The sequence below is a fragment of the Sanguibacter sp. Z41_6 genome, assembly GCF_059621145.1.
Window position 1 is genome coordinate 921,239 of sequence record NZ_JCAQIF010000001.1, and the last position, 15,825, is coordinate 937,063.

At 69.9% G+C, this 15,825-nt stretch carries 12 protein-coding genes and 1 tRNA gene; 11 read left to right on the plus strand and 2 right to left on the minus strand.

The window, feature by feature from the left end; all coding sequences use genetic code 11:
• Positions 1 to 126: 126 nt before the first annotated feature.
• The 6 genes from AC54T1_RS04355 to AC54T1_RS04380 all read left to right on the plus strand — a co-directional run bounded on the left by AC54T1_RS04355 (position 127) and on the right by AC54T1_RS04380 (position 8,352).
• On the plus strand, positions 127 to 4,611 hold the full coding sequence (locus tag AC54T1_RS04355; protein ID WP_496911166.1) for a sensor histidine kinase: 4,485 nt from the start codon (positions 127 to 129) through the stop codon (positions 4,609 to 4,611).
• 76 nt (positions 4,612 to 4,687) lie between these two features.
• Positions 4,688 to 5,137 (plus strand): roadblock/LC7 domain-containing protein, encoded by a 450-nt coding sequence (locus AC54T1_RS04360; RefSeq protein ID WP_484344108.1) that lies wholly within the window; start codon positions 4,688 to 4,690, stop codon positions 5,135 to 5,137.
• Between the two features lie 11 nt (positions 5,138 to 5,148).
• Positions 5,149 to 5,559, plus strand: a complete 411-nt coding sequence (locus tag AC54T1_RS04365) for a DUF742 domain-containing protein (protein ID WP_484344109.1) — start codon at positions 5,149 to 5,151, stop codon at positions 5,557 to 5,559.
• Positions 5,540 to 6,154, plus strand: coding sequence for a GTP-binding protein (locus tag AC54T1_RS04370; protein WP_484344110.1), 615 nt, complete (start codon positions 5,540 to 5,542; stop codon positions 6,152 to 6,154). Before AC54T1_RS04365 ends, AC54T1_RS04370 begins: the two co-directional genes overlap by 20 nt.
• Positions 6,155 to 6,263: 109 nt before the next feature.
• Positions 6,264 to 6,349 (plus strand) — tRNA-Ser (locus AC54T1_RS04375).
• Positions 6,350 to 6,537: 188 nt separating this feature from the next.
• Positions 6,538 to 8,352, plus strand: coding sequence for an FUSC family protein (locus AC54T1_RS04380; RefSeq protein WP_496911167.1), 1,815 nt, complete (start codon positions 6,538 to 6,540; stop codon positions 8,350 to 8,352).
• A gap of 60 nt (positions 8,353 to 8,412) precedes the next feature.
• Here AC54T1_RS04380 and AC54T1_RS04385 read toward each other — a convergent pair whose 3' ends face one another.
• Entirely contained in the window at positions 8,413 to 9,054 is a 642-nt protein-coding gene (locus AC54T1_RS04385) for a GntR family transcriptional regulator (RefSeq protein ID WP_484344112.1), read from the minus strand.
• Between the two features lie 183 nt (positions 9,055 to 9,237).
• Between AC54T1_RS04385 and AC54T1_RS04390 the strand changes: the two genes are divergently transcribed.
• The 5 genes from AC54T1_RS04390 (at position 9,238) to AC54T1_RS04410 (ending at position 13,887) form a co-directional block, all read left to right on the plus strand.
• On the plus strand, positions 9,238 to 10,239 hold the full coding sequence (locus AC54T1_RS04390) for an ABC transporter substrate-binding protein (protein WP_496911168.1): 1,002 nt from the start codon (positions 9,238 to 9,240) through the stop codon (positions 10,237 to 10,239).
• An 8-nt stretch (positions 10,240 to 10,247) separates the two neighbouring features.
• Complete coding sequence (locus AC54T1_RS04395) at positions 10,248 to 11,003, plus strand: ABC transporter ATP-binding protein (protein ID WP_484344114.1); 756 nt, start codon at positions 10,248 to 10,250, stop codon at positions 11,001 to 11,003.
• Positions 10,961 to 11,740, plus strand: a complete 780-nt coding sequence (locus AC54T1_RS04400; protein ID WP_484344115.1) for an ABC transporter permease — start codon at positions 10,961 to 10,963, stop codon at positions 11,738 to 11,740. The genes AC54T1_RS04395 and AC54T1_RS04400 overlap by 43 nt, the downstream gene beginning before the upstream one ends.
• Positions 11,737 to 12,765 carry a cyanuric acid amidohydrolase gene (atzD, locus tag AC54T1_RS04405; protein ID WP_496911169.1) on the plus strand — a complete coding sequence of 343 codons (1,029 nt, stop codon included), beginning with the start codon at positions 11,737 to 11,739 and terminating at the stop codon, positions 12,763 to 12,765. The genes AC54T1_RS04400 and atzD overlap by 4 nt, the downstream gene beginning before the upstream one ends.
• Positions 12,766 to 13,008: 243 nt before the next feature.
• Positions 13,009 to 13,887 carry a CAP domain-containing protein gene (locus AC54T1_RS04410; protein WP_496911170.1) on the plus strand — a complete coding sequence of 293 codons (879 nt, stop codon included), beginning with the start codon at positions 13,009 to 13,011 and terminating at the stop codon, positions 13,885 to 13,887.
• Positions 13,888 to 14,068: 181 nt separating this feature from the next.
• On the opposite strand, the gene AC54T1_RS04415 is transcribed toward AC54T1_RS04410, so the two are convergent.
• The gene (locus tag AC54T1_RS04415) at positions 14,069 to 15,769 is read right to left on the minus strand and encodes a DUF262 domain-containing protein (protein WP_496911171.1); all 1,701 of its coding nucleotides are present in this window, start codon (positions 15,767 to 15,769) and stop codon (positions 14,069 to 14,071) included.
• Between the last annotated feature and the right edge of the window lie 56 nt (positions 15,770 to 15,825).

Below are 15,825 nucleotides of genomic sequence, written 5' to 3' on the forward strand. Positions count from 1 at the left end.
CGACCGTGGTCCTCATGAATCCGGGGGCAGCGGCCGATCAACCCCTTGCGGACAACGAACGCTCGTGCGCAGCAATGTACGCCGTGCGCCGTTTCGGCACCACAGACGTGATTGGGAGGGGTCCAGATGCTCCGGAAACTGAGTGTGCGAGGAAAGATCCTCGCGGCTCTTGGGGTGCCGGTGCTTGTTCTGTGCCTCGCTGCCACGCTTTTCGCGTTGCAGGCGATCCGCAGTCTGCAGGTCGCGGGCCAGGTCGAGAGTGTCGTCGCGCTGCTCGAGCCCGGAGAGGCCGTCATCGCCGCCCTCGCCGCCGAACGTACCGCCTCTGTGCGGGCCGCCATCGGCGATCCGGAGTCGGAGACGGCCGTGGCGGAGGCGCGCACCCAGACCGACGCCGCACTGGCGAACCTGCGCGAGCTGTACGCCGAGCTCGACATCTCTCTCCTCGACCCTGCCGTCACCGGGACCCTCTCGTACATCGCCGTCAACAACCCGACGGAGCTGGCGATCACCCGTGACCGGGTCGACAGCGGCTCGAGCATGCTCGCGACCGTCAACGCCTTGTACGGCGACCTCATCTTCAGCTTCCTCGATGTCCCGCGGTCGCTGTCCGCCACCCTGAGCGACCGCGAGGTGGCCGGCTACCTCAACGCCTACGTGTCCACCAGCCGCCTGCTCGACTCGGCCGACGCCGAGCGCCCCCTCACCCAGAACGTGCTCGACCGGGCGCTGAGCGAGGCCACCCAGCAGCGTCAGGTCCGCGAGCTCGCCACGATCATCGGCTCGTCCAACTCGCTGTGGGCCGAGGCGACCCGCGACGTCGCCGGCCTGGCCCAGCCCGAGGCGGTCCTCGCCCCGCCGGACGCCCAGTACAACGCGATCCGCCTCCTGCTCGGTCAGGCCCAGCCCGAGGCCGTGACGCAGGCCCTCGGGGACCGCTGGGAGGAGATCTCCCAGGCCGAGCTCGAGAAGATCGCCCCGGCCCGGGACGTCATCCGTGACCTCGCCGTCGACGCCGCGGCCGCCCAGCAGGCGAGCGAGCGTACTGCCGCGATCAACACCGTCATCGTCACGATCGTCACGCTGCTCGCCTCCGTCCTCATCGCCTTCGCCATCTCGCGCCGCATCACCATCCCGCTGCGCAACCTCACCCGCGCAGCGGCGGACGTCCGCGACGAGCTGCCCAAGCTCGTCGAGCAGGTCGCGGTGCCCGGCCAGGGCCCCGAGATCTCGATCACCCCCATCAAGGTGGAGTCGACCGACGAGGTGGGGCAGCTCGCCGCAGCGTTCAACGACGTGAACGCGACGACCGTCGAGGTCGCCAAGGAGCAGGCTGCACTGCGCGGCTCCATCGCCGAGATGTTCGTCAACGTGGCCCGCCGCGACCACGTCCTGCTCAACCGCCAGCTCGCGTTCCTCGACGAGCTCGAGCGCTCGGAGGAGGACGCGAACACCCTCGCGAACCTCTTCCGCCTCGACCACCTCGCCACCCGGATGCGCCGCAACTCCGAGTCGCTCCTCGTCCTCGCGGGCATCGACTCCGGTCGGCGCGTGCGCCAGCCGATGCCGATGTCCGACGTCGTACGTACGGCCTCGTCCGAGATCGAGCTCTACGACCGGGTGCGCCTCAACCTCGAGGCCGACCCGCTCATGCTCGGCCACAACGCGCTCAACGGCGCGCACCTGCTCGCCGAGCTGCTCGAGAACGCCACGATGTTCTCCGAGCCCAACACTCCCGTCGAGGTGACGACAAACCGCTCCTCGCGGTACGTCACGGTCGAGGTCCGTGACCACGGGCTCGGGATGAGCCAGGAGGACATCGACACGGCGAACGCCAAGGTGGCGTCCCGCTCCGCCTCCGACGTCATCGGCGTCCAGCGCCTCGGCCTCTTCGTGGTCGGCCGGCTGGCTGACCGACTCGGTGCGCACGTGGTGTTCAGCAAGGCGGCTGACGGCAGCGCCGGCACCATCGCGACCGTGTCCTTCCCGCTTGCCCTCTTCGTCGACGACGCGGACGTGCCGCTCGCTGCCCCGACGGACCCGCTGCACGCGGACACGCGCCAGGCCACGCAGGAGTGGGTCGCCCCGACGCCTGCCGCGACCCCCGCGTACGCGGAGGAGGAGCCGCCCGTCGGTGTGCCCGTCGACCTCGACTCGCTCACCGACGGCTCGACGAGCATCGGGATGCCGCGCCGCCGCAAGGCGTTCTCGGCGGAGCCCGCACCGACCGCTCCGGACGCCGCGGACCTCGCGCTCAACCCGAACGCGATGGTGCTCCCCGCACTCGAGTCCGCCAACCCCGAGGTCGACCTCTCGAGCCCTGACGACGCGAGCTGGGCCCCGGACCGCACGCTCGCTGAGAGCCTGCCCTCCGGTCTCCCCAGCCGGTCGCGGACGGAGTCCGGTCTGCTCGGGTCGGCGTTCACGCCGCTCGAGACGGTGAAGGACGAGCCGATCCTCGACGGCGAGCGGCGCAGCGCGATGTTCTCCAGCTTCCGCACCCGCAGCTCCGTCGGAGGCGGGGCGACCGAGGCCGGGCAGCCGTCGAACGCCGACGTGCAGCCCGCGGACGACGCGGCCGGTGCGCCGGTCGACGACAGCCACGGGACGGACGAGGCGCAGAACGCTCGCGCCCACGACCTCGCTCAGCCCGAGGAGGCCTGGTCCCTGCAGGAGGAGGCGCCTGCTCCGGCGCAGGAGGAGCCAGCCGCTCCGGCCCACGAGGAGTGGGCCCCGTCTGTGCAGGACGAGACGCACCGCGAGGACGAGGAGTCGTCCAGGACCGTCGAGGATGTCGTCGCCGAGCGGAACGACGGGCTGCGCAGCTCGATCATCCCCGACGAGATCATCCTCCCGATCACTCCGGCCACCCCTGCCGCCCCGGTCGCCGACACCGTCGGCACCTACGGCGACGCGCCGGCCTACGACGCGGCACCCGCTTCCGACGACCACGCCTGGGGGGAGCCCGCTCTTCCCGTCCGCGGCGCCCACTTCGAGCCCGAGCCCGAGCCCGAGCGCGCGGAGGAGCCCGCGATGGTCATCCCGGGCCTCGTGCCCGACGAGGACGAGCTGTCGGAGTGGTCCGAGGCCGAGCAGCCTGCTCAGCAGTGGCAGGAGCCGTCCGACGAGCCGCGGTGGCAACCGCAGCCCGACGGGCCTGACGCACCGTTCGAGCCCGTCCAGCGGTTCGAGCCGCTGCCTGCTTTCGGCCGGTCGTCGACCCTGCCGGCCGAGCCGGAGCCCGAGGCACCCCGTCGCACGAGCGTCTTCGAGACGTCGGACGACTCGGCGTACCAGCCCGCTCCCGCCCGCCGCTTCCTCGAGGAGCCGGAGAGCGACGAGGTCTTCCAGCCGGTCCAGCAGTTCGAGCCCCTGAACTTCAGCCGACCGGCGTCCTCCGCCGGGATGCCGCAGCGCACCCCTGCCGCCGGGGGCACGCCCGTGGCCCGACCCGACTCGTTCGTCCCCGCGGTGCAGGCCTACCAGCCCACCGAGCGGATCGCGCCCGTCGAGCCGGAGCGCCAGCTCCAGCCGCGGGAGCAGTTCCGGGCGCAGGAGCAGGTCCCGCCACGGGGGCAGTTCCAGCCGGAGGAGCAGTTCCGTCCGCTCGAGCGCTTCGAGCCGCTCGGAACCGTCGACCGTGCTGAGCCCGTCGGCACGCCCGCACCTGCCCCGCACGCCGTGACACGCACTCCTGCTCGCGACGCTGCCCCTGCGCCGCAGGGCTCGCAACCGACGTTGCCGTCGTTCGCGGACGTCGTCTCTGACGGGCCCACCCGGCGCAGCTCGCGCCAGGCGACGCCCAAGAAGGGCGGTCTGCGAGGCTGGTTCCGCCGTGGTCGCGACGCGTCCACGGAGGAGCCCGCAGCACCGGCGGCACGGACGCCGGAGCCGGTTGCCGAGCCTGCGCCCCTCGCGGTGAGCGGTTTCCCGTCGTTCACGCCGGAGCCGGTCGTCCCCGCGTCGGTCGCGCCCGCGTTCCCGCGGGAGCGCACGCCGCTGGCACAGCGCGGCCACGCGCCGGCCGTGGAGCCCGCTCCGCGCGCCGAAGCCCCGACGTCCGCACCCGCTCCCACGCGCTCCCCGGCCCAGGCGTTCACGCCGCCGCCGGTGGAGCCGGCGGCTCCGGCTGCTGGGTCGTGGGCTCCTGCGGCGCCCGCCGCGGGCGCCGACGAGTCGTGGGCCCCGCGCCCCCAGGCGGCTCCGGCTGCCCGGCGGCCGTCGGCTCCGCTCGCCGAACTTCCGTTGACAGGTCTGGACGCCGGCGAGAGCTGGTCCCCCCCGACCCAGGCCAACGGGGACATCGCCTCGATGCTCGCCATGCGATCGAACATCCAGGAGCAGGCACTGGCCGAGCTGAGCCAGCTGTCCGCATATCGACCCGCAGAGGTGGCATCCCAGGCCGGCGGTCTCACCCGTCGTACCCGCGGGCATGTCGCAGCCTCGACGGACGACGTCACCTCGCAGAAGATCAGCCGCGACGCGGCCGAGCTTCGGTCCCGACTCTCGGCGTTCCAGTCGGCCACGTCACGTGGCCGGCAGGCACCGGGGGCCGCACAAGGTACAGCCCCAGGTGCAGAGGCCGGCGAACCGGTCGACGCTACCGTATGACACAGTTCCAGACTCGGCGCTTCGGCCGCGTTGATTGATAGACCATCGCCGTTGAGGCATCGGATTAGGAGGAAGCGTGAGCGCTCTCAGCACTGAGGCGACGAACTTTGGTTGGTTGCTCGATAACTTCGTCAGGACGGTGCCCGGCACCCGTCACACACTCGTGGTGTCCGCGGACGGCCTTCTCATGGCCATGTCCGAGGCGCTGGACCGGACCAGCGGTGACCAGCTCGCCGCCATCGTGTCCGGCATGTCGAGCCTCACCCGCGGCGCCTCGCGGCAGCTCAACGGTGGTGCGGTGCGGCAGGCCATCATCGAGATGGACAACGGCTTCCTGTTCCTCATGAACGTCTCGAACGGCTCGGTTCTCGCAGCCGTCGCCGACTCGACCTGCGACGTCGGGCTCATCGGCTACGAGATGGCGATGCTCGTCTCGCGGACCGAGGCGACCCTGACGCCGCAGCTCATCACAGAGATGCGCGGGAGCCTCCCGGTCGACGGAGCAACTCGCGCGCCGATCGGGTGAGGTAGACGATCATGTCGAACTTCACGCCGAACCCGCAGGCCATGGACGGCGAGCACTTCGAAGCTGCGACGGTGCGCCCGTATGCCGTGACCGGTGGACGCGTGCGTTCCGCGACGTCGAACCTGCCGCTCGAGACGCTGATCGAGGTCATGCCCGGGGCTGTGGACAGCCGCGGACTGCCCCCGGAGAAGCGCTCGATCCTTGCCCACGCCGCTCACAACTACGTGTCCATCGCTGAGGTGTCCGCGCTGCTGCGGATGCCGCTGGGTGTGGTCCGGATCCTCATCGCAGACCTTGCCGACGACGGGTATCTCACGATCCATACGTCGACGCCCGTCAATGTTCACACCGGTCACGGCCAGAACCCGGCCTTGTCCCTGAGTGTGTTGGAGAGTGTTCTCAATGGCATTTCCGCCCTCTAACGGCCAGAGCGCTGCGGCGCCGACGCCGATCAAACCTGCAGGCGCACCCACGGTCGTGAAGATCGTCGTCGCTGGCGGCTTCGCCGTCGGCAAGACGACCTTCATCGGCTCGATCTCCGACATCGAGCCGCTCAACACCGAGGCCGCCATGACGGAGCACTCCGTGGGCGTCGACGACGCCGGCGGGGTCTCGGACCGCAAGACGACGACGACGGTCGCGATGGACTTCGGTCGCATCGAGCTGCCCGGGTCGCTGTGGCTCTACCTCTTCGGTACACCGGGCCAGGACCGCTTCCTCTTCATGTGGGACGACCTCGTCCGTGGCGCCATCGGCGCCGTGGTGCTCGTGGACACCGACCGCCTGGAGCAGTGCTTCCCTGCGGTCGACTACTTCGAGTCACGCGGCATCCCGTTCGTCGTCGGGGTGAACTGCTTCGACGGGGTGGCCAAGCACCGCCTCGAGGATGTGCGCGAGGCCCTGCAGATCCCCTCGCACGTGCCGATGCTCTACACGGACGCGCGGTCGCGTGCGGCGACGAAGCAGTCGCTCATCGCGCTCGTCCAGCACGCCATGCAGCAGCTGCGGGCCGCCTGACTCGTCATCGACGCGGTCCGTGCCGTTCCCTGGGGTCACCCGGGGACGGTTCGGCCACCGGTACGCACGCGTGCCAGAATGTCGGTGCTGAGCAGTCGTGCATGCAGCTGGAGGGCTGACAGAGCGGCCTAATGTGACGGTCTTGAAAACCGTTGTGCCTCAACAGCACCGGGGGTTCGAATCCCTCGCCCTCCGCAAGGCCCCCACGCACCTCAGGGTGGTGGGGTGACGCCCCCCGCGAGGGGCCCGAAAGGGTCCTGAGCGGGGGGTTTCGTGGATGCCGGCCATCCGCAGGTTCGTGCGGACGCGCCATCTGGCGCCTCAGACATTTCGGACTTACCGTCGAGGAACGAGCGTGCCGCTCGATCCGCGAGGGAGGTCCCATGGACGGCTCTGGTGACGCCACGGCGCACACGCGTCCCGCAGGCAGCCCGACGCTCATCGTGCTCATGATCATCGTGGTCCTTCCCTCGGTGCTGCTCGCCGATGCGTGGGGGGCTGGCGCAGCGGGCATCATCGGTGGCCTGACGGGCATGTTCTCCTTGATCGCGTTCATGGGCGGCCCGCTCCGAGCGGACCTTCGCGTCGCTGCGGTGCTGGGACCGTTGCTCGTCTTCGCCGCGGCAGTCCCGCGCCTGGTCGCTGAGTCGTCGCGCCCGGTGGCGATCGTGCTGGTCGTGCTGCTCACCTTCGTCGCCGGGCTGCTGCCGCTGCTCGGCGCACGCTTCGGCACCGCGGGGCTGGGGCTGGGGATGACGACGATGTTCGGCTACGGCTATGCGCCGATCGGTGGGGCCGACCACCAGCAGGTGATCGCGGCGGCCGTCGCGGGGGTCGTCGTGGCGGTCGTGCTGCGCATCCTCATGGGGATCTCGGACCCGTCGGGACCGACCCGGGAGCAGATCGCCGCGGTGCTCGTCGGCGACGACCCGAGTGCCGCCACTGCCACCGCCTTCGGTACCTGGCTCAGCGACGGCCGGCAGCGCTGGCTTGCCGACGCGCTCGAGGGAGCCTCGCGGTACCGACTGGCCCTGCACACGGCTGAGCTGGCGGGCGATCCCGACGGCGCCACCGCACTCCGGCAGCGGGCACGCACGCTGGGGGAGGAGCTCAGGGCCAAGCCCGCACGGGAGACCTTGGTCAAGGCCGTGGTGTCCCCGCAGGGATGGGCCATCCCCGACGGTCCCCTCGGCGACGCCGAGAACGCCCTGAACACCGTCGAGCACGCGATGCTGTCGCACGACACCACCCCGGTCCAGCTCGATCGCGACCGGCGCCACCAGCTCCGGGACGCTGTGCTGCACCCCTCTGGCAGGCTGCACTCCGTCCAGGTCCGGCACGCCTTCCGCACGGCGCTGGCCGTGCTGCTCATGCTGCTCATCACCTCCCGCCTGGAACGGGGCGACCCGCTGGTCTCCACGGCCCTGCTCGCCACGTTCAGCATCCTCCAGGCCACCTGGAGCGACACAGCGGTCAAGACGAGGAACAAGGTCATCGGTGTGGTCGCCGGCTCGCTCACCGTCGCGGTGGTCCTGCTGGTCGTCCCGTCCCGCTTCCTCGTCCTCGTCGCGGGGGTCTCCCTGTGCCTGGGGCTCTGGTACATCGTCACGCGCCCGGCCCTGGGCAGCGCCTTCATGGTGGTCGTCAGCGTCGGTTTCAACGCCGTGAACCGCGACCTCGATCCGGTCACCCTGCTCCTGCAGTACGTGGGCCTCACCGCGTGCGCGGTGCTCCTCGGGGTGCTCCTCGGTTTCGCGGTGATCCCGGGCTTCCGGCCCGCGCCCCTGCGGCAACGCGTCGAGAGAGCGACCGAGGCCACCGCGAACGCGCTCCGTCTCTCGAACGGCCCCGGCCCGCAGGAGCCCGAGGAGATCGCCCTGTTCCGCGACGCTGCACGCATGCAGGCCGACCTGGTGCCTGACCGGGACCGGCTCGACGACACGCAGCTCGCCGAGCTGGACGCGCTGCGCACAGGGCTGCGGGACCTGACCGTCCTGGCCCAGGCCAGGCAGCTGACGCACGGTGACCTCGACCAGGTCCTCCAGTCGCTGAGCCCTGATGGCCGGACGGGCCGCAGCGAGCAGGACGAGACGGCACCTGAGTCGTCCGGAGCGTCGTCCTCGACCCTGTGGGGCCTGGCCCAGCAGGCCGGCTCGGCCGAGCGGTACCTGCTGCAGACGCTGCCCGTCGGCTCCTGAGCCGGCGCGGGCGGCTCCCGCCTCAGCGGGCGGCTCCCACCTCAGCGGGCGGCTCCCGCCTCAGCGGGTGGCGTCCCGCAGCAGCTGCTCGTCCTTCGCGATGTGCGCGTCCATGAGGTGCGCCGCCTCCTGCTCGTCGCCGGCCTGGATGGCGTGGAGGATGCGCCGGTGGTCCTCCCACTCCTCCTCGGAGCGGTCCGCGAGGTCGATCGCGAACATCCACCGGACCTTGTCCCGGCAGTCGTCGAGCAGCTGGGCGAGGACCTCGTTGCCGGACGCGAGAGCGACGTGCTCGTGGAACTGCTCCACGAGCTGGGGGAGTGTCTCGTGGGCGCCGGTCCGCGCGGCGCGGTCTCCTCGGCGTACCAGCTCCGCGAGGGCCTGTGCCGACCCGCCGCCCCGCCGTGCGGCGGCGAGGCGTGCCGCGGTCGACTCGAGCGAGCGGCGCACCTGGAGGTAGGCGAGGGTGCGGTCCGGGCTGGGCGACGCGACGATCGCTCCCCGGTAGGGCACGAGCTCGAGGTAGCCCTCGCTCGCCAGCTTCTGGACCGCCTCGCGCACGGGCACGCGGGAGACGCCGTGCCGTGCCGCGACCTCTTCCTCACGGATGCGCTGGCCAGGCGGGAGGGCGCGGGAGATGACCTGGTGGCGCAGGTCGTCCGCGACGACGTCGCGCAGGGGCTTGAGCCGGTGGTCCGTCATGGGCGCAGATCGTATCCCGTACCCAGGCCCGTTGGCCCCCCCGGGGTGTCGTGGCCCACGCGAAACATGGCTGTCACGCGCCCGCGACACCGTGCACACATCCAGGGGACACGCTTTCGTATACGAAAGCAGTGGCGCGCGAGCGCAGGACGCTGCAGGACTCCGACCAAGGGACCACCCGACATGGCTACTCGCAGACGAACGACCTTCGCGGCCCTCACCGCGGCCCTTGCCCTGTGCGCCACCTCGGCCTGCGGCACGCAGGGAGGCGACGCCTCCGCGGCCTCGTCCGACGGCTCGACCTCGGTGTCGGTCCGGCTCAAGTGGCTCCATCAGAGCCAGTTCGCCGGGTTCTACGCGGCGGACGCGCAGGACTACTACGCCGAGGAAGGCCTCGACGTCGAGTTCCAGCCCGGCGGGCCGGACGCTCCCGCGATCCAGCTCGTGTCCTCGGGCTCCGCGACGTACGGCATCGCGGGCGCCGACCAGCTGCTGCTCGCGCGCGAGAAGGGGATCGACGTCGTCGCCGTCGCGGCGATCTACCGCCAGACTCCGTTCGTCCTCATGACCCGCGAGGACGCGGACCTCACCGAGATGGAGGACCTGGCAGGGACCCAGGTGGGTGTGAAGTTCGGCCAGAGCGAGGAGGTCTCCTACCGCGCGATGCTCGAGGCGGCCGGCATGTCCACGCCCGAGGAGGTCGCGGTGAAGTTCGACCTGGGCCCGTTCCTCAACGGCTCGCTCGACGCGTTCCCGGGCTACTCCATCAACGAGGCCATCGCCGCCGAGGAGGAGGGGGTGCCCGTCAACCTCATCACGCCCGCCAGCGTGGGCATCCACATGTACGCAGACACCCTGTTCACGACGAGGGAGCACCTCGAGGAGGACCCCGAGGAGGTGCGAGCATTCGTCGCGGCCACGCTCAAGGGATGGGACTGGGCCGTGGCCAACCCTGACGAGGCTGCCGCCCTCGCGCTCGACCACGATGCGAACCTCGAGCTCGAGCACGAGAAGGCGATGATGCACAGCAGCATCCCGAGCATCACCCCCGACGACAAGCCGATCGGCTACATGGACACCGCAGAGTGGACGGTGCTCCACGACCTGCTCCTCGACCAGGGGCTGCTGTCCGAGCCGCAGGACGTCGAGGACGCCTTCACGTCGCAGTTCGTGGCGGACGAGTGAGCTCGCCGGTGCTTGCTCCGACGCAGGAGCAGACCGCCCTCATCCGGGCCCAGGACGTCTCGCGCACGTTCGGATCGGTGCGGGCGCTCGCCCCGACGAGTCTCACCGTCGAGCGGAACGAGATCGTCTCGCTGCTGGGCCCCTCCGGGTGCGGCAAGACGACGTTGCTCCGCATCCTCTCGGGCCTCGTGCCACCCAGCGAGGGGAAGCTCGAGGTGTCGCCGGCTGCGACCGGCTTCGTCTTCCAGCGACCGGTCCTCCTGCCCTGGCAGTCCGCCACGGATGCGGTCCTCCTCCCCGTGACCCTGCACCGCCGCGTGAGGCCGGCCGACGTCGAGCGGGCCCACCAGCTGCTGGACCTCGTCGGTCTGGCCGGGTTCGAGAAGCATCGACCGGCCCAGCTCTCGGGCGGGATGCAGCAACGGGTCGCCCTCGCCCGCGCGCTCATGGAGCGACCCCAGGTCCTGTTCCTCGACGAGCCGTTCAGTGCGCTCGACGAGCTCACCCGCGAGGAGATGAATCTCGAGCTGCTGCGCATCTTCCAGGTGGAGCCGGAGCTCGAGGCGGTCGTGCTCGTCACCCACTCGATCGAGGAGGCGGTCTTCCTGGCCGACCGTGTGGTCGTGCTCGGTGCGCGCCCCGGGCGCGTGCTCGACACCGTGCCCGTCGACCTTCCGCGCCCCCGGGTGGCGGAGCACAAAGACACAGAGAGGTTCTCCGCATGCGTCGCACACCTGCGCCAGCTGCTCCGCTCCGCCGCATAGCCCCCGCCGTCCTCAGTCCGCTCGCGTTCGTCGCGGCGATCCTCCTCACCTGGGAGGTCGTCGTGCGGGTGCTGGACACCCCGACGTACCTGCTGCCCCGGCCCAGCCTGCTGCCCGGCGCTCTGCCCGCCGAGACGTGGTCCCACGTGTGGGTCACGACGCAGGAGGTCCTCCTCGGGTTCCTCCTCGCCAACGTCCTGGCCTTCGCTGTCGCCGTCGCGTTCGCGCAGAGCCGGTGGTTGGAGCGCGGTCTCTACCCAGTGGCGATCGCCATGAAGACCACCCCCCTCGTGGCCATCGCCCCGCTGCTCGTCCTGTGGTTCGGCACCGGCCTGACCTCGAAGGTCGTGGCTGCCGCGCTCATCAGCTTCTTCCCCATGCTCGTCAACACGATCAAGGGCCTCCACGCCGCCGACAACGACCAGGAGGAGCTGTTCCGGGCCCTGCGGTCCGGCCGGTGGCAGCGCCTGCGTCGCCTCCAGATGCCGACGGCGCTGCCGTACGTCTTCGCGGCCCTGAAGATCTCGAGCTCGCTCGCCGTGGTCGGAGCGATCGTCGGGGAGTTCGTCGGCGCCAACACGGGTCTCGGCTTCGTCATCCTTCAGGCGTCCTACCGTCTCGACACGCCCCAGCTGTTCGTCGGCATCGGGCTGGCGGCTGCGCTGGGGCTCACGCTCTTCGGGCTCATCAGCCTGCTCGAACGGGTCGTGTGCACGTGGGAGCGGGTGGACGCATGAGGGTCGCCGGGCTGCACCGACTCATGACCGACGACCCCGCCGACACCTCGGGCCTGACCGCCGCCGTCGAGGCGGGGCTCGACCCGACGCGGGTCGTCGCCGTCGCCGGCAAGACCGAGGGCAACGGCTGCGTCAACGACTTCACGCGCGGCATGGCCGCCTCGGCATGGCGCGCCGCACTGGCGACCTCCGTCGTGAGCGTCATGTCCGGCGGGACGGAGGGCGTGCTCTCACCCCACGTCACCCTGCTCGTGGAGGACGACGAGGACCCGGGGCTGCCGCCGGGTGCGCTCGTCGTCGGAGCAGGGGAGAGCATCCCCATCACCCCCGACATGCTCGGGCGACGGGCGCAGGTCGATGCCGTCGCTGCAGCCGTGCGGGAGGTCTGCGAAGCTGCGGGGCTCGACGTCGCGGACGTGCAGTTCGCGCTCGTCAAGTGCCCGCTGCTCACCGCGACCACCGTCGCCCGGTGGCCGGCAGGGGCGTTGACGACGTCGGACACCTACGAGTCGATGGCGCACAGCCGGGCCGCCTCTGCGCTCGGTGTCGCGCTCGCGCTCGGTGAGATCGACGACGCCGCCGTCGCGCGCGGCCTCGCGGGCGACCTCGACGTGTACTCCTCCGTGGCGTCCACGAGCGCCGGGGTCGAGGTGGACCGGTGCGAGATCGTCGTCCTGGGCCACCACCCCGCCGCCCGGGGACGGCTCCGCGCGACGCGGACCGTCATGCGGGACGCGATCGACGCCGAGCCCGTGCTCGCCGTGCTCGACGAGATCCGCAACCAGGGCGGCACGGTCGTCCAGGTGTTCGCCAAGGCGGGCCCCGATCCCACCGGCGCGGTCCGCGGCCGACGCCACACGATGCTCACGGACTCCGACATCAACGCGACCCGCCATGCGCGGGCGGCGGTCGGAGGTCTGCTCGCGGGGCTGTGCGGCGAGACGGCCCTGTACGTGTCCGGTGGAGCGGAGCACCAGGGGCCAGCGGGAGGTGGCAACGTCACCGTGGTCTGGGCCATGGCCTGATCGGTGGGGGCATGGCCGGCGGGAGCGTGGTCGGCGGGGGCACAGTCGGCGGGAGCGTGGTCGGCGGGGGCAGGGTCGGCGGGGGCAGGGTCGGCGGGAGCGTCGTCGGCGTGCGCCGGTCGACGCCCGCCGTTCCCGTGCCGTCACGTGACGTCTCGGGAGGACATCGCGTGGATCGCTCACATTTCACCCTCGTGCGGCCGATGAGCCGCACGACATGTTGTCCGGGGGAAGTGGGACCAGGTGAAGCAGAAGCTGTTCGCGGCGCTGACCGTCGTCGTCGCGGGGATGCTCGTGTCGGGTCCCGGGGCGGGCGCGGTCGGCGATGCGCCGGCCGCGCCCGTCACCACGCAGCTCATGAGCCGTGGCGCCGGGCTGTCCGACGCGGGCGACCCGGTCGTCCGTCCCGCCGCGGCCCGGGTGGCTCAGGAGCCGATGGACCAGGCGCCGGTGGGCGACCTCCCCGCGGAGGCGTCGCCCACCGACCTCCCCGGGGCGGCCTCCGACCCGGCCGGCGACACGTCCGCGACGCAGACCGACGGTCCGGCACCGCTCCCGCCGACGACGGCGCCGCCCGCGGCGTCGGCGGGAGCGCCTGCTCCGGCGCCGGCCCCGGTGCGCAGCGCGCCACGTGCGGCGGAGCCGGTAGCCGCACCAGCGCTGCCGCCAGCGCCTGCCCCGGCGCCAGCCCCGGCGCCGGTCCCCGTGCCGGAGGTCTCGTCCCCGGCACGCGCCGCCGCATCGCCGTCGTCCGCCGGGGCGAGCGCCCTGCTTGCCGCCCTCAACGTGACACGTGCGTCAGCAGGGCTGCCCGCCCTGGCCTACGACGCCTCGCTGGAGAGCGTCGCCCAGACGTGGAGCGCGTCCATGTCGGCATCGGCCACGATGTCGCACAACCCCGCCACCCGGACGCAGATCCCGGCGGGCTGGAGGTCGTGGGGAGAGAACGTGGCGCACGCCGCCGGGTTCCCCGACCTCGCGGGGACCATCCACGCGAGCTGGCTGGACAGCCCCGGGCACCGCGCGAACATCCTCCGGCCAGGCTTCACGAGCGTCGGCATCGGGTACCACGTCGACGCGCAGGGCGGGGTCTGGGCGACGCAGGTCTTCGCGTCCTACTGACGGGCACACCCGACGTGGTCGCGCGGTGCCCCGACGACGGCGGTGTCCATCCGGGAGTGCGTTCACGCCGGCAGATGCCGCTCGTTCGGGCGGTATTTCTACATCCGCGAAGGGTGTGAGCGGTGACGTGCTCGGCAGTCCGGATGAGCTCCGGCCATGGATGCGCAGCGACGTAAGAAGGCTAGATCCTCCAGATTTCATTGTGTGCCACCGCGGCCATCGCGTCCGTGTGGTCTCTCACAGCGGCAGCCGTCCACTCCTTGCTGCTTATTATCGCCTCGGGCACGCTGTAACCGCCAGCAACCAAAATTTCCTTCTTTGTCGCGAATGGCTTGTCCGCGAGTTCCCCGTTCTTCTTCGGGTCTAAGAGGAACAAATTGCCGAGTTGACCGACGTCCAGCTCCGTCCAGCCCTCCGAGCCTATAGATGCCTGCGGGGCGACGTGCTCGATGGTGAGTTCGTCCCAGTCCACGGTAAACTTAAAGCTGTCGCGCTCAGCAAACTTCTTCAGGATGTATCGGACGAGAGCCTTCTGCTTCGTCGCCGTATTTGTAAAGGTGACGTCGCGGAAGCCGAGTGTAACCTCGTCGAGTGACGGGCGGCGTTCGCGGAGTTTCTGAACGAATGACCGAATTTCAATTGCGGCCTGGTTGGAGTCGGCGGCTTCAAACAGTTTTCGCGCAAACGAGGAATACATCCCAGATATTCCCCCGGACGAGCGCGAGGATGTGATTGCGGTAAACGTGAAGTGAAACTTCTCGATGGCTTCCACCGCCTCGGCAAGCTTCGGCAGCTTTATCTTCCCATCCTTGTACGCCCGCACGAGAGAAAGCAGGGCGGGGGTCGGCTGGACGACCCGGAACACCTGGATGGCGCGGAGGGACTCGGCGACCCGCTTCTCGTTCTTTGTCCACATGTACGAGGGCTCATGGATAGCGCGGTAGAACTCCACGTCCCGTCCAAGGGCATCCAGGTACATCCTTGCGTTCTTCGAATCGACTCTTTTCTTCAGCACGGTGTACAGTTTCTTGACTGGGGTCGCCTCATGTCGGGATGCCCAGAAGTGATACAGAAACGCGTCAGAGTTAATGTCCGCCGCCGACGCGTAGACCGTCTCGAGGATTTGGCCCCACTTGAGTTTCACCGCGTCCACAGCGCCTTTGCTCCTGAGCAACTTGGTGAAGTGATTCTTCACGAGGTCCGTGACGGCGAGATCCTTACCGCGCGTGTTGAGAGTCTCAAAAATTAGGTACGCGTCGTCCTCATTCTCAAGCTTCACGAAGATTATCTTTAAATTGAGAACAGACTCGCGAAGGTCAATCAGTTTCTCGATTTTCGCTGTCAGCTTATCGTTTTCGGGAATCGTCGAGTCGACGTCGACTGCGTGAAGCAGAGACTTCACCTTCTCCACGAGGAGCTTGCTGGCGCTCTTGAGCGCTTGCTCCTCGGCGAGCTCAACGATTTGCTCTAGTTCGGGTTCGCCGAACTTCAGGATTTTCTCTTGAAGGTAGGGGAAGCTGGTCTCGGTTCGAAGGACGTACTCGTTCTTGTTTGCTCGGTTCTTGCGCTCGACCAGTTGATGGATGCCCTCGGCTAGGTCTTGTTCCCCGAGGTCTGCAAAGGCGTCGCGGATGGCGCAGAGCAGGAGTGTGATGGTCGTAAGCCGCTGTTGACCATCGACGACGCTGAAGTCCTGCTTGGCTTCTCGGTACACCACCATCGATCCGATGAAGTAGTCCTCACCCTTGGTTGACATGACGTCGTCCCAGAGGTCGCCAATGTTCTCATCATCCCAAGAATAGGGGCGCTGGAAGCGCGGGATGCTGAAGAACCGGCCGGCGAGCAGGCTCTCGATGTCGATGTCCTCGGACTCGATCTTCATTTAATACCTCCGAGACGGAGTATCGCAGATGCCGCCGCCCGCGGCAGGCATCGGGG